23 protein-coding genes, 1 tRNA gene and 1 other RNA gene are annotated in these 24,026 nt (G+C 71.7%); 18 read left to right on the forward strand and 7 right to left on the reverse strand.

Translation table 11 applies throughout. From position 1 onward, the window contains the following. The first annotated feature begins 2 nt into the window (after positions 1 to 2). Both pta and MKD51_RS04585 read left to right on the forward strand, forming a co-directional pair. A complete protein-coding gene (gene pta, locus MKD51_RS04580) occupies positions 3 to 2,117 on the forward strand; it encodes a phosphate acetyltransferase (protein WP_240238651.1) in 2,115 nt (704 codons plus the stop codon). Next, on the forward strand, positions 2,114 to 3,316 hold the full coding sequence (locus MKD51_RS04585) for an acetate kinase (protein WP_240238653.1): 1,203 nt from the start codon (positions 2,114 to 2,116) through the stop codon (positions 3,314 to 3,316). The genes pta and MKD51_RS04585 overlap by 4 nt, the downstream gene beginning before the upstream one ends. Before the next feature lie 56 nt (positions 3,317 to 3,372). Here the strand turns inward: MKD51_RS04585 and MKD51_RS04590 are convergent, their stop codons facing one another. Then, positions 3,373 to 4,152, reverse strand: a complete 780-nt coding sequence (locus MKD51_RS04590) for a cytochrome b5 domain-containing protein (RefSeq protein WP_240238655.1) — start codon at positions 4,150 to 4,152, stop codon at positions 3,373 to 3,375. A 56-nt stretch (positions 4,153 to 4,208) separates the two neighbouring features. Here MKD51_RS04590 and ffs point away from each other — a divergent pair. The 5 genes from ffs to MKD51_RS04615 all read left to right on the forward strand — a co-directional run bounded on the left by ffs (position 4,209) and on the right by MKD51_RS04615 (position 10,011). Then, an RNA gene (gene ffs / locus MKD51_RS04595) (signal recognition particle sRNA small type) lies at positions 4,209 to 4,305 on the forward strand. Between the two features lie 125 nt (positions 4,306 to 4,430). After that, positions 4,431 to 6,980, forward strand: a complete 2,550-nt coding sequence (locus MKD51_RS04600; RefSeq protein ID WP_240238657.1) for a DNA polymerase III subunit gamma and tau — start codon at positions 4,431 to 4,433, stop codon at positions 6,978 to 6,980. A 1-nt stretch (position 6,981) separates the two neighbouring features. Continuing rightward, on the forward strand, positions 6,982 to 7,581 hold the full coding sequence (gene recR / locus MKD51_RS04605; protein WP_240238659.1) for a recombination mediator RecR: 600 nt from the start codon (positions 6,982 to 6,984) through the stop codon (positions 7,579 to 7,581). Positions 7,582 to 7,663: 82 nt separating this feature from the next. Beyond that, positions 7,664 to 8,938: an aspartate kinase gene (locus MKD51_RS04610; protein WP_240238661.1), complete on the forward strand. Its 1,275-nt coding sequence runs from the start codon at positions 7,664 to 7,666 to the stop codon at positions 8,936 to 8,938. Next, positions 8,935 to 10,011: an aspartate-semialdehyde dehydrogenase gene (locus MKD51_RS04615; protein WP_240238663.1), complete on the forward strand. Its 1,077-nt coding sequence runs from the start codon at positions 8,935 to 8,937 to the stop codon at positions 10,009 to 10,011. Before MKD51_RS04610 ends, MKD51_RS04615 begins: the two co-directional genes overlap by 4 nt. Before the next feature lie 128 nt (positions 10,012 to 10,139). Here MKD51_RS04615 and MKD51_RS04620 read toward each other — a convergent pair whose 3' ends face one another. Then, entirely contained in the window at positions 10,140 to 10,433 is a 294-nt protein-coding gene (locus tag MKD51_RS04620) for a hypothetical protein (protein WP_240238665.1), read from the reverse strand. A gap of 115 nt (positions 10,434 to 10,548) precedes the next feature. Here MKD51_RS04620 and MKD51_RS04625 point away from each other — a divergent pair, with 115 nt between their 5' ends. From MKD51_RS04625 to MKD51_RS04635, 3 genes are read left to right on the forward strand one after another with little or no spacing between them, the layout of a single operon-like run. Beyond that, entirely contained in the window at positions 10,549 to 12,081 is a 1,533-nt protein-coding gene (locus MKD51_RS04625; RefSeq protein WP_346986721.1) for a malate:quinone oxidoreductase, read from the forward strand. 10 nt (positions 12,082 to 12,091) lie between these two features. Continuing rightward, entirely contained in the window at positions 12,092 to 12,715 is a 624-nt protein-coding gene (locus tag MKD51_RS04630; protein WP_240238667.1) for a DNA-binding response regulator, read from the forward strand. Positions 12,716 to 12,717: 2 nt separating this feature from the next. Continuing rightward, positions 12,718 to 13,311: a thymidine kinase gene (locus tag MKD51_RS04635; protein WP_240238669.1), complete on the forward strand. Its 594-nt coding sequence runs from the start codon at positions 12,718 to 12,720 to the stop codon at positions 13,309 to 13,311. Between the two features lie 24 nt (positions 13,312 to 13,335). Here MKD51_RS04635 and MKD51_RS04640 read toward each other — a convergent pair whose 3' ends face one another. From MKD51_RS04640 to MKD51_RS04655, 4 genes are all read right to left on the reverse strand, one after another. Then, positions 13,336 to 13,686 (reverse strand): hypothetical protein, encoded by a 351-nt coding sequence (locus tag MKD51_RS04640; protein ID WP_240238671.1) that lies wholly within the window; start codon positions 13,684 to 13,686, stop codon positions 13,336 to 13,338. A 188-nt stretch (positions 13,687 to 13,874) separates the two neighbouring features. Further along, positions 13,875 to 13,948 (reverse strand) — tRNA-Pro (locus MKD51_RS04645). A gap of 45 nt (positions 13,949 to 13,993) precedes the next feature. Beyond that, a complete protein-coding gene (locus MKD51_RS04650) occupies positions 13,994 to 14,947 on the reverse strand; it encodes a metallophosphoesterase (protein ID WP_346986688.1) in 954 nt (317 codons plus the stop codon). Beyond that, entirely contained in the window at positions 14,928 to 17,546 is a 2,619-nt protein-coding gene (locus MKD51_RS04655; RefSeq protein WP_240238673.1) for a transglycosylase domain-containing protein, read from the reverse strand. Before MKD51_RS04655 ends, MKD51_RS04650 begins: the two co-directional genes overlap by 20 nt. A gap of 48 nt (positions 17,547 to 17,594) precedes the next feature. Between MKD51_RS04655 and MKD51_RS04660 the strand changes: the two genes are divergently transcribed. Then, the gene (locus tag MKD51_RS04660; protein ID WP_240238675.1) at positions 17,595 to 17,768 is read left to right on the forward strand and encodes a hypothetical protein; all 174 of its coding nucleotides are present in this window, start codon (positions 17,595 to 17,597) and stop codon (positions 17,766 to 17,768) included. Next, complete coding sequence (locus MKD51_RS04665) at positions 17,765 to 18,223, forward strand: RidA family protein (protein ID WP_240238677.1); 459 nt, start codon at positions 17,765 to 17,767, stop codon at positions 18,221 to 18,223. The genes MKD51_RS04660 and MKD51_RS04665 overlap by 4 nt, the downstream gene beginning before the upstream one ends. 135 nt (positions 18,224 to 18,358) lie before the next feature. Here MKD51_RS04665 and acs read toward each other — a convergent pair whose 3' ends face one another. Beyond that, positions 18,359 to 20,302 carry an acetate--CoA ligase gene (gene acs / locus MKD51_RS04670; RefSeq protein ID WP_240238679.1) on the reverse strand — a complete coding sequence of 648 codons (1,944 nt, stop codon included), beginning with the start codon at positions 20,300 to 20,302 and terminating at the stop codon, positions 18,359 to 18,361. Between the two features lie 310 nt (positions 20,303 to 20,612). Between acs and MKD51_RS04675 the strand changes: the two genes are divergently transcribed. The 6 genes from MKD51_RS04675 to MKD51_RS04695 all read left to right on the forward strand — a co-directional run bounded on the left by MKD51_RS04675 (position 20,613) and on the right by MKD51_RS04695 (position 23,911). Beyond that, positions 20,613 to 21,635 (forward strand): TadA family conjugal transfer-associated ATPase, encoded by a 1,023-nt coding sequence (locus MKD51_RS04675; RefSeq protein WP_240238681.1) that lies wholly within the window; start codon positions 20,613 to 20,615, stop codon positions 21,633 to 21,635. Next, positions 21,632 to 22,486: a type II secretion system F family protein gene (locus MKD51_RS04680; RefSeq protein WP_240238683.1), complete on the forward strand. Its 855-nt coding sequence runs from the start codon at positions 21,632 to 21,634 to the stop codon at positions 22,484 to 22,486. Before MKD51_RS04675 ends, MKD51_RS04680 begins: the two co-directional genes overlap by 4 nt. A 172-nt stretch (positions 22,487 to 22,658) precedes the next feature. Beyond that, complete coding sequence (locus MKD51_RS16180) at positions 22,659 to 22,787, forward strand: hypothetical protein (RefSeq protein ID WP_277603913.1); 129 nt, start codon at positions 22,659 to 22,661, stop codon at positions 22,785 to 22,787. Between the two features lie 102 nt (positions 22,788 to 22,889). Then, a complete protein-coding gene (locus MKD51_RS04685) occupies positions 22,890 to 23,063 on the forward strand; it encodes a DUF4244 domain-containing protein (protein ID WP_240238685.1) in 174 nt (57 codons plus the stop codon). A gap of 3 nt (positions 23,064 to 23,066) precedes the next feature. Further along, positions 23,067 to 23,429, forward strand: a complete 363-nt coding sequence (locus tag MKD51_RS04690) for a hypothetical protein (RefSeq protein ID WP_240238688.1) — start codon at positions 23,067 to 23,069, stop codon at positions 23,427 to 23,429. Further along, complete coding sequence (locus MKD51_RS04695; protein WP_240238690.1) at positions 23,426 to 23,911, forward strand: Rv3654c family TadE-like protein; 486 nt, start codon at positions 23,426 to 23,428, stop codon at positions 23,909 to 23,911. The genes MKD51_RS04690 and MKD51_RS04695 overlap by 4 nt, the downstream gene beginning before the upstream one ends. The last annotated feature ends 115 nt before the right edge of the window (positions 23,912 to 24,026 follow it).

A 24,026-nucleotide genomic window follows, 5' to 3' on the forward strand; every position in this document is an offset into this window, starting at 1 on the left:
GCGTGCCGACCCGAATCGTCATCGCCTCTCCCGAAGGCCACGCTGGCAAGTCGATCGTGGCCCTGGGGCTCGTCGAGGCGCTGAGCCGCCGCGTCGGCAGCGTCGGCGTCTTCCGACCGATCGCCCGCTCCGAGCAGGAGCGGGATCGCGTGCTCGAGCTGCTGCTCGCCCACGAGGCGGTCGATCTCTCCTACGACGAGGCGATCGGCACGACCTACGCCGCGGTGCACGACGATGCCGAGGCCGCCCTCGCGACGATCGTCGACCGCTACCACCGCATCGACGAGCGCTTCGACGCGATCGTCATCGTCGGCTCCGACTACACCGACGTCGGCAGCCCGACCGAGCTGGGCTTCAACGCCCGTGTCGCGGCCAACCTCGGCGCCTCCATGCTGCTCGTGCTCGGCGGCCGCGACCCCGAGACCGATGTGCCCCGCACCGCCGACCAGCTGCGGCAGCTCGCCGACGTCACGACCGCAGAGCTGGCGCAGGCCCACGCATCCATCGCCGGCATCATCGTCAACCGCGCGGAGCCCAGCGCCATCGAGGGCATTCCAGGGGCGCTGGCGGATGCGGTGCCCGCGGGCGTGCCGATCTGGTCGATCCCGGAGGATGCGCTGCTGAGCGCGCCGAGCGTCGGCACGCTCTTCGCGGCGACCGATGCCGAGCTGCTGCGCGGCGACGCCGGGCTGCTCACCCGGGAGTCGCTCGGCACCGTTGTGGCCGGCATGTCGATGGAGCACGTGCTCGAGCGCCTCATCGAGGGCGGCATCCTGGTCATGCCCGGCGACCGCTCCGACGTGGTCGTCGGCACGCTGCTCGCCCAGCAGTCGGAGACCTTCCCGTCGATCGCGGGCATCATCCTCAACGGCGGCTTCGAGCTGCACCCCGCCGTGCAGCGGCTGCTCGACGGCCTCGACCTCGCGCTGCCGATCGGCATCAGCCCGCACGGCACCTACGAGACAGCCCGCCGCATCGCCACCACGCGCGGCTCGCTCATCGACGGCACGCAGCGCAAGCGCGACTCCGCGCTCGCGCTCTTCGAGCAGCACGTCGATGCCGATGCGCTGCTCGAGCGGCTCGAGGTGACCACCACCGAGGTGGTGACCCCGCTCATCTTCGAGCACAGCCTCGTCGAGCGCGCGCGCCAGCAGGTGCGCCACATCGTGCTGCCGGAGGGCGATGACGACCGCATCCTGCAGGCGGCGTCCACGGTGCTGGCTCGCGGCATCGCGCAGCTCACGATCCTCGGCGACGAGGCCTCGATCCGGCAGCGCGCCGCGGGTCTGGGCCTCGACATCGCCGATGCGCGCGTCGTCGCGACCGACGACGGCGAGCTGCGCCCGAGGTACGCCGCCGAGTACCAGCGGCTGCGCGCCCACAAGGGGGTCACGATCGAGCAGGCCATGGAGCGCCTGCTCGACGTGAGCTACTTCGGCACGCTCATGGTGCACACGGGCGACGCCGACGGCATGGTCTCCGGCGCCGCGCACACGACAGCGCACACGATCAAGCCCTCGTTTGAGACGATCAAGACCAAGCCGGGCGTCTCGGTGGTCTCGAGCGTGTTCCTCATGGCGCTCGCCGACCGAGTGCTCGTCTACGGCGATTGCGCCGTCATCCCGGAGCCGACCGTCGAGGAGCTGGCCGACATCGCCGTCTCCTCGGCGCAGACCGCAAGAGACTTCGGCATCGACCCGCGTGTGGCGATGCTCTCCTACTCGACGGGCGAGTCGGGCACGGGCGCAGAGGTCGACCGTGTGCGCGCCGCCACCGAGCTCGTGCGCCAGCGGGCGCCGGAGCTGCCGGTGGAGGGCCCGATCCAGTACGACGCGGCGGCGGATGCTGCGGTGGCGCAGAAGAAGATGCCGGGCTCGCAGGTGGCGGGCAGGGCGACCGTGTTCGTCTTCCCCGACCTCAACACCGGCAACAACACCTACAAGGCGGTGCAGCGCTCCGCGGGCGCGCTCGCCATCGGGCCGGTGCTGCAGGGCCTCAACAAGCCTGTCAACGACCTCTCCCGCGGCGCGCTCGTGAGCGACATCGTGAACACGATCGCGATCACCGCGATCCAGGCCCAGGAGCCCGCAGCGGCGGCAGCGGGGGAGCAGGCATGAGCCGCTCGGTCTTCGTCATCAACGCGGGCTCCTCGAGCCTGAAGTACCAGCTGGTCGACGTCGACTCCGGCGATGCGCTCGCGAGCGGCCTCATCGAGCGGATCGGCGAGACCACCGGCGTCGCGACGCACGAGGTCCCCGGTCAGCCGGACATCGTCGAGCAGCGCGTCATCTCCGACCACGAGCACGCCTTCGGCTGGGTGCTGCGGCAGCTCGACGCGCACGGCCCCGACCTCGATGCGGTGCAGCTGCTCGGCATCGGGCACCGCGTCGTGCAGGGCGGTGCGCGCTTCGACCGGGCCGTGCTGATCGACGACGACGTCGTGCAGCAGATCGACGACCTGGCCCCGCTCGCGCCGCTCCACAACCCCGCGAACCTGCAGGGCATCCGCTCGGCCCTTGCGACCTTCCCCGGCTTCCCGCACGTCGCGGTCTTCGACACTGCCTTCCACCTGACCATCCCGCCTGCGGCGCACCGCTACGCGATCGAGGGGCGGGTCGCTGCCGAGCACCGCATCCGCAAGTACGGCTTCCACGGCACGAGCCACCAGTACGTCTCGCGGCGGATGGCCGAGCTGCTCGGCAAGCCGCTCGAGGCGGTCAACACGATCGTGCTGCACCTCGGCAACGGCGCGTCGGCGACCGCGGTGCGCGGCGGCAGGAGCGTCGAGACGTCGATGGGCATGACGCCGCTCGCAGGCCTGGTGATGGGGACCCGCTCCGGCGACATCGACCCCGGCGTGATCTTCCATCTGCACCGTGTGGCAGGCATGTCGATCGACGAGATCGACACGCTGCTCAACAAGCGCTCCGGGCTGCTGGGCATGACGGGCACGGGCGACATGCGTGACGTGCAGCAGGCGGCGGATGCGGGGATCGAGCGGGCGTCGGAGGCGCTCGACATAGTCGCCCATCGGCTGCGCGGCACCGTCGGCGCCTACCTCGCGCACCTTGGCCGCACCGACGCGATCGCGTTCACGGCCGGGATCGGCGAGAACTCGGCACCGGTGCGCGCCGCGGCGCTCGCGGGCCTCGAGTCGCTCGGCATCGTGCTCGACCCGGTGCGCAACGCCGGTCGCGGCGAGCGCCGCATCTCGGCAGACGAGTCGGCCATCGAGGTGTGGGTCGTGCCGACCGCCGAGGAGCTCGAGATCGCGCGACAGGTGGCGGCGCTCGTCGCGCCGCCCTCGGTCGAGTAGCCCCGTCCTCGGTCGTCGAGCAGCCCCGCAGGGGCGTATCGAGACGACGCCCGACCTCAGCGCTCGGCGAGCGTGCCGATCGCGAACTGGGTGAGCTGCTCGGTCGGGAGCGCCTGGCCCTCGTGCTGCGCGCCGAAGGCATCGGTCGCGTTCGTGCCGCAGATGCCGAGGATGCGGTCGGGTCCGCCGGGATGCTGCGTGATCCAGGCGGTCACGTCGTAGACGGTGCCCTCGATCGCCACCCAGCAGGAGGCGGAGTCGTCGTGCTGGGCGACCTCCGCAAGCCCGATCTCGTCGCCCGGCTCGCCGGTCGGCGCCGTCGAGGGCGTCGCGCCCGGCTCTGCGCTCGCGGGGGAGGCGATGCGGTCCTCCCACACGAGGGTCGCGCCCGTGTGCCCGGTGAGCACCGCGACGATCACCGCGCCGATCGCGAGGGTCGCGAGCACGGTGCCGGCGAGCAGCCCCATGACGCCGGTCGAGCGGTTGCGCCGGTCGGCCTTGCCCTGCCACAGCCACCAGGCGAGCGTCGCCGCGAACAGGATCGCCGCCATGGCGAGCACCCAGTTGCCGAGCTGCTCGTGCTGCCCTGGCGAGCCGACGCGCGCCGCGAGCGCCTCGCCGGAGAGCTTGGCGATGAGCGCCCCGATCGTCGCGATGCCGAGCACCGCGATCACCGGCCAGCCGAGCGATGCACGCCAGCGCGGCACGATGAGGGCAAGCAGCACCCCGATCGCACCGAGCGGCAGGAGCACGACGGGCACATGCACGGCGAGCGGGTGCAGCGGCAGGCCGAAGGCGAGGTCGAATGGGCTGGCCGGGTCGGCGAGCAAGAGCATGTGGCAACGCTACAGGCGCTCGCTTCGCGAGCAGCCCTCTGGTTGGGTACGATGGATGCGGCTCCCCGCGTGGCGCCATCCAGGCCAACTCCCCCAGGTCGGAGACGAAGCAAGGGCAACCGGGCTCTGGCGGGTGCGCGGGGGGTCCCTTTTTGTCTCGGGAGCCTGCGCTACGGACGCGGCTGCGCGCCGTTCGTGAACGGGCACCGGGAGTTGAGCCCCAGGACGAGCTGTGGATGCGTCGGCGAGCGTCACCGGTGCCAAGTAGCCTGGGGCACATGGTCGCCGCCCTCTACCGCCGTTACCGGCCGGAGTCGTTCTCCGAGCTCATCGGGCAGGCGCACGTCACCGATCCGCTGCGCACCGCGCTGCGCGCCGACCGCGTCAACCACGCCTACCTCTTCTCCGGCCCGCGCGGCTGCGGCAAGACCACCAGCGCGCGCATCCTCGCCCGCTGCCTCAACTGCGCAGAGGGCCCCACGCCCGATCCCTGCGGCGTCTGCGACTCCTGCGTCGAGCTCGGCCGCGACGGCAGCGGCTCGCTCGACGTGGTCGAGATCGACGCGGCCAGCCACGGCGGCGTCGACGACGCCCGCGACCTCCGCGAGCGCGCCACCTTCGCGCCCAGCCGCGACCGCTACAAGGTCTTCATCATCGACGAGGCGCACATGGTGACCTCTGGCGGCTTCAACGCGCTGCTGAAGATCGTCGAGGAGCCACCGGAGCACATCAAGTTCATCTTCGCCACGACCGAGCCCGAGAAGGTCATCGGCACCATCCGCTCGCGCACGCACCACTACCCGTTCCGCCTCATCGCGCCCGCACCGATGCTCGAGTACGTGCAGCAGCTCTGCGGCCAGGAGGGCGTCGAGGTCGCACCCGGCGTGCTGCCGCTCGTCGTGCGCGCCGGCGGCGGCTCAGCCCGCGACACGCTCAGCCTGCTCGACCAGCTCATCGCCGGCTCCGAGGCGAAGGTCACGTATGAGAGCGCCGTCGCGCTGCTCGGCTTCACGCACGGCGAGCTGCTCGACGAGATCATCGGCGCGCTGTCGGCAGCGGATGCGCCCAAGCTGTTCGCGTCGATCGATCGCGTCGTGCAGACGGGCCAGGATCCGCGCCGCTTCGTGGAGGACCTGCTCGAGCGACTGCGCGACCTGATCGTCGCGCGCGCTGCGAGCGATCCCGCCGCGATCCTGCACGGCGTGCCGGAGGACGAGCTGGCGACCCTCGTGGAGCAGGCTGGCGGCTTCGGCGCCGCCGAGCTCTCGCGCTCGGCCGACATCGTCGCGAAGGCGCTCACCGACATGGCCGGCGCCACGAGCCCGCGCCTGCACCTCGAGCTCATGGCCGCGCGCCTGCTGGTGCCCGAGACCGGCGAGCCCGAGGTCGGCACGCTCGCGCGCGTCGAGCGGCTCGAGCAGCGACTCGATGGCGGCGCGGTCGTCGGTGGGCCGACCGCCGCGCCCGCCCCGGCTGCGGCGCCCGAGCCTGCCGCCGGCGCTGCGCCTGCTGCCGGCTCGCCTGCCGCTGCTGCGCCTGCTGCCGGCGCTGCGCCTGCTGCCGGCGCTGCGCCTGCTGCCGGCTCGCCTGCCGCTGCTGCGCCTGCTGCCGGCGCTGCGCCTGCTGCCGGCTCGCCTGCCGCTGCTGCGCCTGCTGCCGGCGCTGCGCCTGCTGCCGGCTCGCCTGCCGCTGCTGCGCCTGCTGCCGCCTCTGCGCCCGCTGCCGGCTCGCCTGCCGCTGCCACCGCGCCCACTGCTGCGGAGGCCCCCGCGCCCGAAGCCGACCCAGTTCGCCGAAACGGACCCGGTGCACCGGGTCCCGATCGGCGAAACGGGTCCGCGAAGGCTGCCGATGCGGCGCCTGCCGCTGCGGCGCCCGCCGAACCGGTCGTCGCGGCGCCTGCCGACGCGAAGCCTGCCGAGGCGGCGCCCGCCGAGCCGGTCGTCGCAGCGCCGGCCGAGCCGATCACGTTCGGGCAGCTGCGCGACGCCTGGGACGAGGTGCTGCAGCAGCTCGCCGACGAGCACCGCACCGCCTGGATGCTGGTCTCGAACACCACGCCGATCGACTTCAAGGACGGCGACGTCCTGCTGCTGGGCTTCCAGTCCGATGCAGACGTGCAGCGCTTCCGCGAGTCGCAGGGTGGCAAGCCGAGCGTCGCCGACCTGCTGCGCACCGCGATCAAGGGCCTCCTCGGCATCGACGTGAAGTACGTCCCGCGCACCCGGCAGGCGGGTCGCGCGCAGAGCACGGCCGGTGGGCAGCCGGCAGCCGCCGGCGACGACGAGCACCGAGCCGATCCGGCACCGGACGCAGCCCCGGCCCAGACGACACCCCCGCCGCAGGTCGCGGCTCCGTCGCCGGCCACATCGCCAACGCGGACCGCATCGCCCAAGCCGGCCGGCGCATCCGACCCCGCCGCCGTCGCAGAGCGCTCCGCACCGGCGGCCGATGGCGCTGCGACCGCTGCCGCAAGCACCGCCCCGGTCACCGGCTGGGTGGTCGCGGCCATCCCGAGCGACGCCGAGGCGCCGCCTGAGGATCTGCCGGAGCAGTCGCTGCCCGAGCAGCCGGAGCCCGACCCCTTCTCGTTCGTCTCCGCGCCCGACGCGCCCGCCGTCGCCGAGCCGCCCCGCGGCGAGGCCGCCAAGCCGGTCGCCGCGGCCCGCCCGACTGGGCCGACGCTCGACGAGCTCGCCCAGGCGGCACCGGCGCCAGAGCCGAAGCTGTCGGCGACGCAGGCGGCCCGCTACGGCGAGGCCGTGGTGCGCGAGGAGTTCGGCGCCGAGCTGATCGAGGAGCGCCCGCGGGTGCGGGGGGAGCGCTGACATGTACGACGGCATCGTGCAGGACCTGATCGACGAGCTCGGCAGGCTGCCCGGCGTGGGTCCGAAGTCGGCCCAGCGCATCGCGTTCCACATCATCCAGACCGAGACCTTCGACGTCGACCGGCTGGCGACCATCCTCCAGACCGTTCGCCAGCGGGTGCGCTTCTGCGTCATCTGCGGCAACATCGGCGAGCAGGAGCGCTGCGCCATCTGCCGCGACCCGCGTCGCGTGCCGACGACCATCTGCGTCGTCGAGGAGGCGAAGGATGTCGTGGCCATCGAGCGGACGCGCGAGTACCGCGGGCTCTACCACGTGCTCGGCGGCGCGCTGAATCCCATGCAGGGCGTCGGCCCCGATCAGCTGCGAGTCGCATCGCTCATGACTCGCCTGCAGGATGCCGCGATCGACGAGGTCATCATCGCCACCGACCCCAACGTCGAGGGCGAGGCCACCGCGACCTACCTCATCCGTTCGCTGCTGCCCATGGGCGTGAAGATCTCGCGGCTCGCGAGCGGGCTGCCGGTCGGCGGCGATCTCGAGTTCGCCGACGAGATGACGCTGGGGCGGGCCTTCGAGGGGCGGCGGGCGGTCGAGAGGTAGCCGGTCTCGCTGATCGAGGGGGCGGCGGATGCGGCACCCAGGGAAGCCTAGACTTGGAAGTTCCAGGGGGTAGAGGAGCGACGTGAGCCTCATCGTGCAGAAGTACGGCGGGTCCAGTGTGGCTGACGCCGAGAGCATCAAGCGCGTCGCCAAGCGGATCGTCGAGTCGCGCAAGCGCGGCGACTCGATCGTGGTCGTGGTCTCTGCGATGGGCGACACCACCGACGAGCTGCTCGACCTCGCGCACCAGGTGGTGCCGAGCCTGCCATCCGGCGGGCGCGAGCTCGACATGCTGCTGACCGCGGGCGAGCGCATCTCGATGGCGCTGCTCGCCATGGCGATCAAGTCGCAGGGCGCCGAGGCCGTCTCGTTCACGGGCAGCCAGGCCGGCATGCTCACCGACGACAAGCACGGCTCCGCCCGCATCGTCTCCGTCACGCCAGGCCGCGTGCGCGACGCCCTCGACAAGGGCCAGATCGCGATCGTGCAGGGCTTCGCCGGCTTCAACAAGGTCACCGGCGACATCACGACGCTCGGTCGCGGCGGCTCCGACACGTCTGCCGTCGCGCTCGCGGCGGCGCTGCAGGCCGATGTCTGCGAGATCTACACCGACGTCGACGGGGTCTTCAGCGCTGATCCCCGCGTCGTCCCCAGGGCCAGGCGCATCCCCCGTGTCACCAGCGAGGAGATGCTCGAGCTCGCAGCCGGTGGCGCGAAGGTGCTGCACATCCGCAGCGTGGAGTACGCGCGGCGCCACGGCGTCACGCTCCACGTGCGATCCTCATTCACGAACGACGATGGAACCATCGTCTACGACCCAGAGAGAGCGGGGTCCACCATGGAGGAGCCGATGATCGTGGGCGTTGCCCACGACCTGTCAGAGGCCAAGGTCACCGTCGTCGGCACGCCCGACGTGCCGGGCACGGCGGCACGCATCTTCACGATCGTCGCCGAGACCGGCGCGAACATCGACATGATCGTGCAGAACGTCTCGGAGGCCTCCACCGGCCGCACCGACATCTCGTTCACCTTGCCGAAGGAGGAGGCCGGCGGGGTGCTCGACGCCCTCGAGGCGCACCGCGAGTCGGTCGGCTTCGAGCAGCTGCACTACGACGACCAGATCGGCAAGCTCGCGCTCGTCGGCGCCGGCATGCGCACCAACGCGGGCGTCTCGGCGCGGCTGTTCAAGGCACTGTCGGATGCGGACATCAACATCGAGATGATCTCGACGTCCGAGATCCGCATCTCGGTCGTGACGCGCGCCGATCAGCTCATCGACGCCGTGCGCGTCGTGCACTCGGCGTTCGAGCTCGACGCTGAGGAGGACGCTGTCGTCCACGGCGGGAGCGGACGATGATCCGCGCGCTGACCGAGGAGCCCGGTCAGGCTCGCCCGGTGCGCATCGGCGTGGTCGGGGCCACCGGGCAGGTCGGCGGCGTCGTGCTGCGGCTGCTGGCGGAGCGCGACGTGGCCATCGAGGAGCTGCGGATGTTCGCCTCGGCGCGCTCCGCTGGCACGACGATCGACTTCAAGGGCGGCGCGGTCACCGTCGAGGATGCCGAGACCGCCGACCCGAGCGGCCTCGACATCGCGATCTTCTCGGCCGGCGGTGCGACCTCGCGCCTGCTGGCGCCGAAGTTCGCCGAGGCGGGCGTCATCGTGATCGACAACTCCTCGGCCTGGCGGATGGATCCCGAGGTGCCGCTGGTCGTCTCGGAGGTCAATCCGCACGCCATCACCGGCGCGGTCAAGGGCATCATCGCGAACCCCAACTGCACCACGATGGCTGCGATGCCGGTGCTGAAGCCGCTCGATGTCGCCTCCGGTCTCGTGCGCCTCGTCATCGCCACCTACCAGGCGGTCTCGGGCTCCGGCCTGTCGGGCGTGGAGGAGCTTCGCGGCCAGCTCGAGCAGGCGTCGACGCAGCACCCGGAGCGCCTCACCCACGACGGCTCGTCGATCGCCTTCGATGCGCCCGCTGTCTACACGCAGCCCATCGCGCACAACGTGCTGCCGCTGGCAGGCTCGATCGTCGACGACGGCTCCGGCGAGACCGACGAGGAGCAGAAGCTGCGCAATGAGTCGCGCAAGATCCTGCAGCGCCCGGAGCTGCGCGTCGCGGGCACCTGTGTGCGCGTGCCCGTGTTCACCGGCCACTCGCTCGCGATCCACGCGGAGTTCGAGCGCGACCTGAGCCCCGAGCAGGCGCGCGAGCTGCTCGGGAGCGCTCCGGGGGTCCAGCTCGTCGACGTGCCGACCCCGCAGCAGGCCGCAGGTGCAGACCCCTCGTTGGTCGGCCGCATCCGCGCCGATCAGTCTGCGGAGCCAGGCAGGGGCCTGGTGCTCTTCGTCACGAACGACAACCTGCGCAAGGGCGCAGCCCTCAACGCGGTGCAGCTGGCAGAGCTGGTCGCGCAGCGGCTCGGCTGAGCGCTGGAGCTTGGAGCGGAGACCCGTTCGGGTCTCCGCCGCGAGCCAGCTCCCCGGCCCGTCCCGGGCCGGGGTCGGAACGCAAGAAGGGCGGGACCGCGGTCCCGCCCTTCTTCGCGTGCGCTCGGCTACGCCGGCTTGTCGCCCTCGGCCTCGGTGTCCGCGGCGGGGTCCGCGTCTGCGTCGGCCGACGCATCCACCCACTCGCTCGCGAACTCGCCGCCGCCGCCCGTGCGCTCGACCGCTGCGTCGTCGTCAGCGGGGCTGCCGACGCGCGACTCGACCCAGTGCTTGGCGTCGGCCGCCTTCTCGCCGATCGTCTGGCCGGCGTCCTGCGCCTGGTCGCCGATCTGCTCGGCTCGGTCCTTGACCCAGCCGGCTGCGTCGCCCAGCTTGTCCTTCGCGTCATCCAGGATTCCCATGACTGGCTCCTCTCGTCATTGCCGACCGTCTCGGTGCCGACGCGCCAATGGTAGGCCCAGCAGGCTTGGGTGCGACCCCAGTGCCCGGTCGTCGGTTCTCGAGCCTTGTTCTAGAATCGGGGATGTGACCAAGACGATCGACGTGGCCCTCATCGGCGGAGGGATCATGAGCGCGACGCTCGGTGCCCTCCTGCACCGGCTGGAGCCGTCGTGGTCCATCCACGTGTTCGAGCGGCTGTCGCAGGTCGGGCAGGAGTCGTCGAATCCGTGGAACAACGCCGGCACCGGCCACGCCGCGCTCTGCGAGCTCAACTACATGCCCGAGGCACCGGACGGCTCGATGACGACCGCGAAGGCAGTCGACATCAACGAGCAGTTCCAGCTCTCGCGCCAGCTGTGGTCGTCGTTCGTCGAGGACGGCACGCTGCCGGACCCGAAGGGCTTCATCTCGCCGACCCCGCACATGACCTTCGTGTGGGGCGAGGACAACGTCGACTACCTGCGCCGCCGCTGGGAGCTGCTGAAGGACGAGCCGCTCTTCGCTGGCATCGAGTATTCGGAGGACGCCGAGGTCATCCGGGGCTGGGCGCCGACGCTCATCCCCGGCCGCAAGCGGTCCCAGCCGATCGCCGCGACGCGCGCGACCGACGGCACCGACGTCGACTTCGGCGCACTGACGCGGATGCTGTTCGGAAGGCTCGAGCAGGAGGGCACGATCATCAACACCGACGTGACCGTCACCGGGCTCAAGCGCCTCTCCGACGGCGACTGGCGCCTGCGCCTGCGCCGCGAGGTCGGCCAGGCGACGTTCGAGGTGAAGGCGCGCTTCGTGTTCGTCGGCGCCGGCGGCGGCGCGCTGAAGCTGCTGCAGCAGTCGCGCATCCCGGAGGCCAAGGGCTTCGCGGGCTTCCCGATCTCTGGCGCGTTCCTGCGCACCGACAACCCCGAGATCGTCGCCCGGCACACGGCGAAGGTCTACGGCAAGGCGAGCGTCGGCGCGCCCCCCATGTCGGTGCCGCACCTCGACACCCGCGTGGTCGACGGCGAGACGAGCCTGCTGTTCGGCCCCTACGCGGGCTGGAGCCCGAAGTACCTGAAGTCCGGCAGCTACACCGACATGTTCGAGACCATCAAGGCCCACAACATCTGGCCCATGATGCGTGCCGGGCTCGCCAACCTCGGCCTCGTCAACTACCTTGTCGGCGAGGTGTTCGCCTCCCGCAAGCAGCGGCTCGACGCGCTGCGCGAGTTCATGCCGGAGGCGAAGGATGAGGATTGGCGCCTCATCGTCGCCGGCCAGCGCGTGCAGGTGATGAAGAAGGATGCGGAGAAGGGCGGCGTGCTGCAGTTCGGCACCGAGCTCGTGACGGGCGCCGACGGCACCATCGCGGGCCTCCTCGGCGCGTCACCCGGCGCATCCACCGCAGTGCACGTGATGCTGACGCTCTTCGAGCGCTGCTTCCCGGAGCGCATGCCCGCGTGGCGCGAGACGCTCCGTGAGCTCATCCCCAGCTACGGCACGAAGTTGAACGCGGATCCGGATGCGGCGCGCGAGACGCTTGCGCGCACCGCGCGCGTGCTGCAGCTGACCGACGCCGAGACGCCGGACTCCGGCGGCGCCAGCGTCCCTGCAGCCACGACCGCCTAGGCTGCTTCGGATGACCCTCACCGACACCGAGGTCGACGCTCCACGCTCGGTCAGCATCGTGGCGACCGGCACGCTGAGCGCCGCGCTGCGCGAGGCGATCGATGCCGACCCGGGGCTGCGCCTGAGCGCCGTCGCGCCGCGGTTCACAGACCTGGTCGTCGACGCCGGCTTTCCCGGCGACGTCGTGGTGCTGGCAGAGGAGCCCGGCAGGGCACTGCTCGCGCACGCGGTGACAGCGGTGGCCGCCGGTGCGCTCGTGGTCGTGCATGCCGACGTCGACGACGAGCTGCGCGATCGGCTGGAGGATTCCGGTGCTGTCGTCGTGCCGCTCGCGGCCTCCGTCGCGGCTGTCGTCGCCCGCTCCGCCACCGCGCGTCACACGCGTCGCAGGGGCCCGCGCGTCGTGACCGAGGAGGCACAGCGCCGGCCTCGCCTCTCACCCGGCGAGCGGCGCGCATTGGCCCACTACGTGCAGGGGCTCACGACCGTCCAGGTCGCGGCAGCGATGGGCGTCGGCTACGAGACCGCGAAGACGTTCCTGCGTCGGGTGCGCGCGAAGTACACCGCGGTCGACCGCTCGGCCGGCAAGCGCGCGCAGCTCATCCTGCGCGCCGAAGAGGACGGCATCCTGTAGCCGTGGCAAAGCTCTACTTCCGCTACGGCGCGATGAACTCCGGCAAGTCGACGGGCCTGCTGCAGGCCGCGTTCAACTATGAGGAGCGCGGCCAGCGCGTGCTGCTCGGCAAGCCCTCGACCGACACGAAGGGCGAGCGTGAGATCGTCTCGCGCCTGGGCGTGACGAGAGCGGTCGACTTCCTGGTCGGCCGTGATGAGTCGGTCGCCGAGGTGTTCGAGGCCGCGGCAGCGCGCAGCGACGAGTCGGTCGCCTGCCTGCTCGTCGACGAGGCCCAGTTCTTCACGCCCGCGCAGGTCGACGAGCTGCTGCGTCTCGCGGTCGAGCGCGGTGTGCCCGTGCTCGCCTACGGCATCCGCACCGACTTCCTCACGCACGCCTTCCCGGGCTCCGCGCGGCTGCTCGAGCTCGCACATTCGCTCGAGGAGCTCAAGACCATCTGCCGCTGCGGCCGCAAGGCCATGTTCAACGGCCGGAAGATCGGCGACGGATTCGTCTTCGACGGCGACCAGGTCGCCATCGACGGCGAGGCGGTCACCTACGAGTCGCTGTGCGCCACCTGCTATCTGCAGGAGTCGGGCGGCCGGCTGGGGTAGCCGCCCGCCCATCCCGAGCGCAGGTCAGCTGATCATCTCGGTCGTGCAGACGATGATGTGGCTGAGGTCCTTGCCGGTCGCATGCTCGTAGGTCGAGCCCTCGACGGGCCAGGCGATCACATCGTTCGCGCTGCTGCCGGAGCCCGCCTTGAGCACCAGCAGCGTGTACTGCAGGCCCCACGGCAGCTCGGGGAGCGTGTAGCTGCCGACGCCGTCCGGGAGATCGATCTTGTCGCAGTCGCCGTAGCCCTGCGCCTCCCAGTAGTCGGTGTGGTTCATGGCGGCTCCGGGCGGTGGCGCGGCCTGTGCCGGGGCCGCGAGGCCCACGATGGCGAGCCCGGCGACCGCGGTCGCGGCGAGCAGCTGCTTCTTCATGGTGACTCCTGTCGGATCGAAGCGGTGCTCTGCACCATGGGACCTCGACGACACTGTCGAGCGCAGGCGTCCGCTTTACGTAACAGTGTTCGGCAACTGCACTCCGGGCGCAAGGGGCGGGGCCAGCCCTGCGGCTCTGCTGAGGGAACGACGAAGCCCCTCCCGAGGGAGGGGCTCTGTCACAAGTGTCGGGGTGACAGGATTTGAACCTGCGACCTCGTCGTCCCGAACGACGCGCGCTACCAAGCTGCGCCACACCCCGATGCTGCCTCGGCCGAGCCTCAGCCCCGCTGGCAACCGCACCAGTCTACCCGATGTCGCGCGGCCGCAGCGACACGACGACGGCCTCTGGGGGAGTGCCGAGCCGGAACGGCGCCCAGATCGAGGCGCCGATGCCCTGCGACACGTTGAGGGGCGCCGCACGTCCGTCGTGCACCCAGGTGCTGAGCCCGGAGGCCTGCGCGCGCGGGATGTCGCAGTTGGTGACGATCGCGTGCCCACCCGGCACCCGCACCTGGCCGCCGTGCGTGTGACCGGCGAGGATCGCATCCGCCCCCAGGTCGACGAAGGCGTTGAGGATGCGCTGGTAGGGCGCGTGCGTGACGCCGAGCGTCACCCGCGGCTCATCGCCGAGCGCCTTGCGCATGCGTGAGATCGCCGCCTCGGTCTCGTCGAGCCGATCCCAGTGGCGGTGCGGGTCGGAGACGCCGAAGGCGGCGACCGTCGTGCCGCGCACCTCGATCGCGCGCGCCGAGTTGTTGAGGTCGAGCCAGCCGAGCGACTCGAAGGCGCGCTCGAGGCCGGCGGTGTCGAGCCGCTGCTTGTGCGACTCGCCCGCGAGCGTGGAGGGGCCGGCGAAGTAGCGCAGCGGGTTCTTGAACTCGGGCCCGTACACGTCGTTCGACCCGTGGACGAAGAATCCGGGCACGCCTTGGAACACCCGCAGCGCATCCGCCAGCACCGGCAGCGCGGCCGCGTGGCCGAGGCTGTCGCCCGTGTTGACGATCAGGTCGGGCTCGAGGGTCGTGAGGCTCTCGAGCCAGTCGAGCTTGTCCTCCTGCCACGGAGCCAGGTGGATGTCGGCCAGGTGCAGCACCGTGATGGGGCGCGCCCCGGCGGGCAGCACGCGCAGCACCTCTGAGCGGATGCGGAAGGCACGCGGCTCGATCGCGGTCGCGTAGGCCGCGACTGCGGCGCCGGCGGCGATGATGCCGCCGGCGACCGCGCCGAGCGCTCTGGGGCTAGCAGCCAGGGTCGCCACCGGCGGCGTTCGTGCCGACGACCACCGAGATCGGGTCGCCCGCGGAGCCGGGGGAGCCGGCGAGCGGGTTCTGCGCCAGCACGCTGCAGAGGTTGGCCTCGCCGTGATCCTGCCAGGTGACCTGCATCAGGCCGGGGTCGAAGCCTCTGCCCTGCAGGGTCGATCTGGCATCGGACAGCGACTGCGAGACCAGGTCGGGCCAGGTGGCGCCGGCCTCGTCGGGAGCCTCGGTGTCCGCGGGCTGCTCGGCCTCGGGAGCGAGCTCGCCGTTCGAGGGGTAGATGATGATCGGCGTCTGCGTCGTGACGAGTGAGCCGGCGCCCGGCGCCGTGTACTCGACGTTGCCGCTCGACTGGATGCCCTGGATCGGGTCGGCCACCTGCACCTCGAAGCCGGCCGCCGTGAGCGCGTTCTGTGCCGCTGCGAGCGACTGACCCGTCACATCCGGCAGCTCGCTCGCGTCGCCCTGCACGGTCTCCTGGTCGGGGGAGAGGAACTGGCCACCGGGATAGCGGTCGATCGCGGCGCCCATCGCATCGCGGAAGATCGCGGAGCGGTCGTTCCACTGGCCCACGTCTGCGAGGTTCTGGCCGCCCACGATGTTGCCGACCCACACCGACGTGGCAACGGTCGGGCTCGCGCCGTTCACCCATGTCTGCAGGACGCGGTTGCTGGTTCCGGTCTTCGAGATGACCGGGGTCGTGCCGGCGGGGTTGTTGAGGGGGTTGCGCTCAGTGACCTCGGTGAGCACGAGCTGCATCACCGACGCGACCTCGGGCGTGAGTGCCTGGTTGCAATCCTGCCCGGGGGGCGCGACCTCGGTGCCATCGCGGGCCACGATGCGGTCGATCGCGATCGGCTCGCAGTGGATGCCGCCGTTCGCGATCGTCGCGAAGGCCTCGGCCATGCCCATCGGTGTCACGTTCCAGGCGCCGCCGATCACGCCAGACGGCATCGGCACCAGGTCGTTCTCGATGACCTCGCCGTTCCGCGCATCGACCGAGCCGACCTCGGCGCGATCGATGCCCATCGCATGCGCGGTCGCCATCACGTCGCAGAGGTCGAGCTCGCTCGCCATGCGGATCGTGCCCGTGTTGATCGAGTTCACCATGATCTCGGTGGGCGTCATGCGGGAGTACTCGTTGCCCTCGTTGTTCTGCGGGTTCCAGCCCTCGGCGGCGAGCCCCGTGGCGCCCGGGTTGCAGGAAGCGGTGAAGTCCCCGGTGTTCCAGGTCTCGCGGGTGGCATCCACCTGCTGGTTCACCGAGCGACCGCTGTTGATCCACTCCGCCAGCGTGAAGATCTTGAAGCCTGAACCGGGCTGGAAGCCGGTGGATCTGCCGTGCTGGTAGTCCGCGTTGAAGTTGACGCTCGTGGCCGTCGGCGGAGCGTTCTCAGAACCGGAGTAATCCTTGTTCTGCACCATCGTGAGGATGCGCCCGGTGCTCACCTCGAGCTGGGTCACCGCTGCACCCGACTGCCAGCGGTTCTCCGTGTTCGGCGTCGTGGCATCGACAGCGGCTTGCACCGCGTCGTTGAGGTCGAGGTCGATCGACGTGTAGATGCGGTAGCCGCCCTGGTCGAGCGCCGCGCGGTTGTCCTCATAGGTGGCGCCGAGGATGTAGTTGTCGTCGAACGTGTCGTTGTTCAGCACGCGCGTGACGTAGTCGCAGAAGAAGCGCGCCGAGTCGTAGGCGGTCGTGCAGCCGTTGTTGGGTGCTTGCAGGTCGACGAACTCCTCATCCACCGGGATGGCGAGGGAGGCGTCGCGCTCCTCGGTGGTGATGAGCCCCTCTGCGGCCATCCGGTTGATGATGAAGTCGCGCCGCTCCTGGTTGCGCGGCCAGTTGTCCGGATTGTCGAGTCGCCGGATCGACGGGTTCTGCACCGTCGCGATGAGCGCGGCCGACTCGGCGATGGTGAGCTCGGAGGCGGGCTTGTTGAAGAGTCGCTGCGCGCCAGACTCGATGCCGTAGATGTTGCCGCCGAAGTTGGCGATGTTGAGGTATGCCAGCACGATCTCGTTCTTCGTGTAGGCCTGCTCGAGCCCGATCGCGAGCCGCATCTCGGCGAGCTTGCGCTGGTAGCTCTCCTCGTACTGCTGCGCGTAGGTCTCGTCGTCGCCGCGGATGAAGGCATCCATGGCGATCTGCTGGCGCACCAGCTGCATGGTGAGCGTCGAGGCGCCCGAGTCGCCGCCGATCCCGAGCTGCGACATGCCCGCGCGGACCACCGAGGGGGCGTCGACGCCGCCGTGCTGGTAGTAACGGCGGTCCTCGCCGGCCACGAGCGCGTTGACGGCGTTCGTGGGCACGTCCGCCCAGGCCAGCACCTGGCGGTCCTGGGCGTAGAACTGCGCGATCTCGACGGGCTGGCCGTCGCGCAGGCCGTAGATGCGGTTGCGCTCCGCCTGCTGGTTGATCTGGGCGTACGAGGGGAGGCTCTCGAAGAGGTCGAGGCCGCTGTTCGCGGTGCTGGAAGCGACGGCGAGGGCGGGGGTGAGCGTCGCGGAGACGAGGATCCCGGCGATCGCAGAGAACCCGATGAGCCCGAGGAGCGAGCCGAGCAGGCTTCCTGGCTTGTGACGTGTTGCGGCCATAGCATACGAGGGTACGCGAACAACCTATGAGAGCAGGGACGACAGACGATGTCGAAGACGACTTGGGAGTACGCGACGACGCCGCTGCTCATCCACCGCGAGACCGCCATCCTGAACACCTGGGGCGGCGACGGCTGGGAGCTCGTGCACGTCGCGAACGGCCCTGAGGGTGGCATGGTCGCGTTCCTGAAGCGCCCGATCGAGACGGCGGGCGAGGCGTGAGCGTCGCGGAGCGGCTCGCCGCGCTCGGCATCACGCTGCCGGCGGTCGTGCCCCCGGTGGCCTCCTACGTGCCGGCGGTCTCGACCGGCGGCTTCGTCTACACCTCCGGCCAGCTGCCGATGATCGATGGCGCCATGCCCCGCACCGGCAAGGTCGGCGCCGAGGTGAGCGCCGAGGACGCCAAGGCCGACGCGCGCCAGTGCGCCCTCAACGGGCTCGCGGCGATCGAGGCCGAGATCGGCTCGCTCGACCGCATCACCCGCATCGTCAAGGTGGTCGGATTCGTCGCCTCGGCCGAGGGCTTCCAGGGCCAGCCGGGCGTCATCAACGGCGCGAGCGACGTGCTGGGCGAGATCTTCGGCGACGCGGGTCGCCACGCACGCAGCGCCGTTGGCGTGGCCGAGCTGCCGCTGGGCGCGCCGGTCGAGGTGGAGCTGGTCGTCGCCTTCGCGTGAGGCCTTCGTAGGTTGAGGAGGCCGCGGCGCGGAGCGTCGCTGCCGTCACGAAACCGCAGGGGCAGCGGTGCGCTGCTCCGGTCTCGTGACGCCAGCGACCTGCGGCCGCGGGCTCCTCGACCTACGGAGGTGCGGCTACCGCAGCTGCGACTGGATCGCGTCGACCACCGACTGGTCGGCGAGCGTCGTGGTGTCGCCGATCTCGCGACGCTCAGCGAGGTCGCGCAGCAGGCGCCGCATGATCTTGCCCGAGCGCGTCTTCGGCAGGTCCGGCACGATGAACACCTGCCGCGGCCTGGCGATCGCGCCGATGTCTGTCGCGACGTGCTTCCGCAGCATCTGCTCGGCCTCCTCGATGGAGTGCTCCTTCGATGCCGACTGCTTCAGGATCACGAATGCCACGACCGCCTGGCCCGTGGTCGCATCCGACGCCCCCACCACCGCCGACTCGGCGACACCGGCGTGCGCGACGAGCGACGACTCGATCTCGGCCGTCGAGAGGCGGTGGCCCGAGACGTTCATGACGTCGTCGACGCGGCCGAGCAGCCAGATCTCGCCGTCCTCGTCCTTGCGGGCGCCGTCACCGGCGAAGTAGCGGTCGCCGAACTTCTCCCAGTAGGTCTCGCGGTAGCGGTCGTCGTCGCCCCAGATCGTGCGCAGCATCGACGGCCACGGCTCTGACACGACCAGCAGGCCACCATCGCCGTTGGCGACCGGCGTGCCCGACTCGTCGAACACATCCACCTCGATGCCGGGGATCGGCACCTGCGCGCTGCCGGGCTTGAGCGTCGTCACCGAGGCGAGCGCCGAGATCATGATGGCGCCGGTCTCGGTCTGCCACCATGTGTCGACGACCGGCGTCGTGCCGCCGCCGACGACGTCGCGGTACCAGATCCACGCCTCGGGGTTGATGGGCTCGCCCACCGAGCCGAGCACGCGCAGGCTCGACAGGTCGCTCGACTGCGTGTGCTGCCGGCCGAGCTTCATGAAGGTGCGGATGGCCGTCGGCGCCGTGTAGAAGATGGTGACGCCGTAGCGCTCGATGATCTGCCAGGGGCGCTCGGGCGTCGGGGTGTCGAAGGTGCCCTCGTGCATGACCTGCGTGGTGCCGTTGGCCATCGGTCCGTAGACGATGTAGCTGTGGCCGGTGACCCAGCCGATGTCGGCGGTGCACCAGTAGACATCCGACTCGGGCTTCAGGTCGAACACGTGCCGGTGCGTGAAGGCGGTCTGCGTGAGGTAGCCGGCGCTCGTGTGCAGGATGCCCTTCGGCTTCCCTGTGGTGCCGGACGTGTAGAGGATGAAGAGCGGGTGCTCTGCGGGGAAGGCCTGCGCCTCGTGCTCTGCCGGAGCCGCCTCCATCGCCTCGTGGTACCAGACGTCGCGGCCGTCGACCCAGTCGATCTCGTTCTCGCCGCGCTTGACGACGAGCACGTTCGTGACGCCGTGGCCCGGCTCGCGCAGCGCTTCGTCGACCGTGGGCTTGAGCGCGAAGACCTTGCCCTTGCGCCAGGCGCCGTCGGTGGTGATGACGAGGGTGGCGCCGGCGTCGTCGATGCGGCCGCGCAGGTTCGATGGGCTGAAGCCGCCGAAGACGGCCGTGTGGACGGCGCCGATGCGGGCGCACGCGAGCATCGCGGCGACGGCCTCCGGCAGCATCGGCAGGTAGATGGCGACCCGGTCGCCGGCCTTGACGCCGAGCGACTCGAGCACGTTGGCGAGCCGCTTGACCTCTGCGGTCATGTCGGCGTAGGTGAGGGTGCGCGTGTCGCCCGGCTCGCCTTCCCAGTGGAAGGCCACGCGGTCGCCGTTGCCGGCGTCGAGGTGTCGGTCGAGGCAGTTGACCGCCACGTTGAGCGTGCCGTCCTGGAACCACTTCGCGTGTGGCGGCTGCCAGTCGAGCACCTGGGTGAACGGGGTCTCCCACTGCAGCTCGCGCGCTTGCTCAGCCCAGAACCCGAGCCTGTCCTCGCTCGCCCGCTGATAGAGCTCGGCAGACGTGGCGGATGCACCCGCAAGCGCCTCCGGCGGTGCGAAGCGGCGGTTCTCGGTGAGCAGGTGATCGATGCGATCGGACACGGCGGTTCCTCCAGACGTCGTCGTCGTGGCGAGCCTACCCGGCGACTCCGAGCGCGTCGTCGCACCGTGTTGCATGGCGTCATCTGACGCGTTGGTGCTTAGCATGGTCTCCGTCGGCACTGCCGACGTGAGCAGGTGCACGGCGGATCCCCCATTCGCCTTTCCTGCGGCGGCGCCCCCTCCCCCCAGGTGGGCGCCGCCTTCCTGCGTCGGGTTCGGCTGGATGCGCTGTGCCGACAGTCCGCCGACTTCTCCACACGCGGACGTATCGGCGGCGCGAGCGGCACGGCTGCGGTCCTACGGTGCGGTCATGTCTGCAGGATCTGTGCCGCCCACGGGCAAGGGCACGGGCATCCCGTTCGTCGCCGGCTCGACTCGCGCGGTCGCGACGGGGCCCACGCGCACAGGTGCCGGCGGCGGTGCGCTGCGGGAGTTCGGTGAGCTCGCGCCGCTGGTCGCCGAGCCTGCGGTGACGGATGTGTTCGTGACGGCGGGGCAGGTCTGGGTGGACCGGGGCGCGGGCCCGGAGCGCGCACCGCTGCTGCTCGATGCCGCTCGGGCTCGTGCCCTCGCGGTGGCGCTCGTGGCCGCGGGCGGCCGGCACGTCGATGAGGCCACGCCGTGCGTCGACGTGCGGCTGCACGACGGCATCCGGGTGCACGCCGTGCTGCCGCCGGTCGCGGTCGCTGGCGCACAGCTGTCGATCCGGCTGCCGCGGGTGGCGGCGCTGTCGCTCGCCGAGCTGCAGGCGGGCGGCGCCTTCGCGCGCGTGCCGCTCGCGCGAGTGCGCGAGCTCGTCGGCCGGCGTGCGAACGTGCTGGTGACGGGCGCGGGCGGCTCTGGGAAGACGACGCTGCTGGGCGCGATGCTCTCCGAGGCCCCGGCCACCGAGCGCATCGTGACGATCGAGGACGTCGCCGAGCTGCGCATCCGCCACCCCCACGTGGTCGCGCTCGAGGCGAGGCAGGCGAACGCAGAGGGCGCGGGTGGGATCGGGCTCGAGCAGCTCGTGCGCGAGGCGTTGCGCATGCGGCCCGACCGGCTGGTGCTGGGCGAGTGTCGCGGGGCGGAGGTGCGCGAGCTGCTCTCGGCCCTCAACACCGGCCACGACGGCGGCGCCGGAACCCTGCACGCGAACTCGCTCGACGACGTGCCCGCCAGGCTCGAGGCGCTCGGCGCGCTCGCGGGGCTGACCCCTGCGGCGCTGGCAAGGCAGGCGGTGAGCGCCATCGACGCGGTGCTGCACGTCGAGCGGAGCGAGGGCGGTCGTCTGGTGGCGGCGATCGGATCGCTGATGCTCGACGGCGAGCGGCTGGCGGTGCGGGCGACATGAAGCACGCCGATGATGAGGCTGCGGCCACCGTGCACCGGGTGGCGGCGCTGGTCGCCGGTGGGCTGTCGCTCGAGCGGGCATGGGCGGTGCTGGGCACGGATGCCGCTGCGCTCGGCGCGCAGACCGGGGGCGGCGGGGCTGGCGGCCGCACGGGCGGCGGGCTTGCGGTGGCGGTGCTTGCGGTCGCGCAGGAGACGGGTGCGCCGATGGCGCCGACCCTCGAGCGGCTCGCAGGGCTGCTGCGGGAGCAGGCGGCGCAGCGGCGTGCGCTCGAGGCTGCGCTCGCGGGGCCGCGAGCGACGGCGAAGCTCGTGATGGTGCTGCCGATCGTGGGGCTCGGGTTCGGGCTGGCGCTGGGGCTCGATGTGCTGGGCGCTGCCGCCGGCGGGGGCATCGGCACCTGGTCGGTGCTCGCGGGCGCAGCGCTGCTGGTCGCCGCGTGGGTGTGGTCGCGGGCGATCGTGCGGCGGGCGGCTCGGGGCGATCCTGCGCCCGGGCTCGCCCTCGACCTCGTGGCGGTGGCGCTCGCGGGTGGAGGCGCGGCCGACCGAGCCCGGGAGGTCGCGGCGACTGCGCTCGAGGATGCGGGGGTGCGTGCGAGCGGCTGGGATGCCGTGGACGAGGCACTTCATCTCGCGCGCCGCGCCGGTGTGCCGGTGCGCGGCCTGCTGCTGGCGGAGGCGTCGGCCGCGCGCACGCGCGCCAGGCTCGACGGCGAGGCGCGTGCGCAGCGGGCCGCGGTGCAGCTGGCACTGCCACTGGGCGCCTGCGTGCTGCCGGCGTTCTCTCTGCTGGTGATCGTGCCGCTCGTGGTCTCGATGCTGGAGGGCGCGCTGACGCCGCTCGCGTAGCGCGGGCCGGAGCGCGCCGCCCGCGCTGGCGGGGCGCGTCGCGCTGCGCGCGCCGCTGCCGCCGCCGCTGCCGCCGCCGCCGCCCACAGGGTGTCGGGTTGGTGCACGAATGTCGCGACACTCGTGCACCAACCCGACAATCTGTGCGGTGCCCGGCCGATAGCGTGCGGGCATGCGGAACCTCTTCAGCACCGTCGTCAACTGGTTCGCCGCCCTCTTCGCGGCGAACGGCGGCGCGCCGCATCCGATCGTCGCGACCGACGACCCGCGTCCGCCCAGGCGCCGCCGCTGGCGCCGCTGACGCAGCGAGCTCGGAGCGCTCCCTCCACAGGCAGCGCTGACGGCCGCACACGGCCGCGCCACCCTGCCGCACCCTTGGGGCTCCCAAGGGAAGGAGGCGAGCATGAGGATGCTCGAGAGGCTGGTGCACGAGGAGGCCGGCGCGGCGACCGCCGAGTACGTCATCGCGACGATGGCGGCGGTCGGCTTCGCAGGTCTGCTGGTGGTGATCCTGCGCTCGGATGAGGTGCGCGGGATCCTCACCGACATGGTGCAGCGCGCGCTGACGGTGCAGTAGCCGATGGCAGTGCGGGAGGCGGCCCGGCGCAGGGCGCAAGCCCTCGCGGGTCGTCGCCTGCGCGGCGACGGCGAGCTCGGTGCAGTGACGGCCGAGCTCGCCGCGGCGCTGCCCGCTGCCGTGCTGGCGATCGCGATCGCCGTCGGGGCGGTCGCCGCGACCGCCGCGCAGGTGAGCCTGGAGCAGTCGGCGGGCGCCGCGGCGCGGGCGGCCGGGCGCGGTGATGATCCTGCGCTGTATGGCGACGGTGCGGCGCTGCGGATCGAGCAGCAGGGCGAGCTGGTCTGCGCGGTGCTCAGTCGGGAGGCTCTCGGTGGGGCGCTGGAGCTGACGGCGCGCAGCTGTGCGCATGGGGGAGGGCGGTGACAGCCCGGTCTCGTGACGCCTGTCGGCCTGCGGCCGACGGGCTCCTCGACCTGCGGAGGTGGGCCGACGGGCTCCTCGACCTGCGGAGGTGGGCCGACGGGCTCCTCGACCTGCGGAGGTGGGGCGAGGGGCAGCTCGACGCACGAGGGTGGGGCGACGAGCGCGGGGCGGGTGCCGCACTGGCGCTCGCCGTTGCCACCGCGGCGCTGCTGCTTGCGATGCTGATCGTCGGGGCCGGCACCGCCGCCATCGCGCAGGCGCGCGCCGCCTCGGCAGCCGATGCCGCGGCGCTGGCCGCGGCGGACGCGCTCTCCGGCTTCGTCGACGGCAGCCCGTGCGCGCTCGCGCAGGCCGTCGCCGCGGCCAGCGGCGCGCGGCTCGACGAATGCCGCATCGACGGGCTCGACGCGCGCGTGACGGCCAGCGTCCCGGTCGGGCCGCTGCACGCATCCGTCACCGCACTGGCGGGGCCGCCACGGTGACCGCGCGGCGCTCGCGATCGCCTCCGCCGCCAGCGAACGTGCCGCACGGCGGGAGGAGAGCGCAGCGACACCGTGTGTATTGTGTCGATCCGTGGCCTAGTCGGGCCCGGCAACC

This window comes from Agrococcus sp. ARC_14 (assembly GCF_022436485.1).
GTDB lineage: Bacteria > Actinomycetota > Actinomycetes > Actinomycetales > Microbacteriaceae > Agrococcus.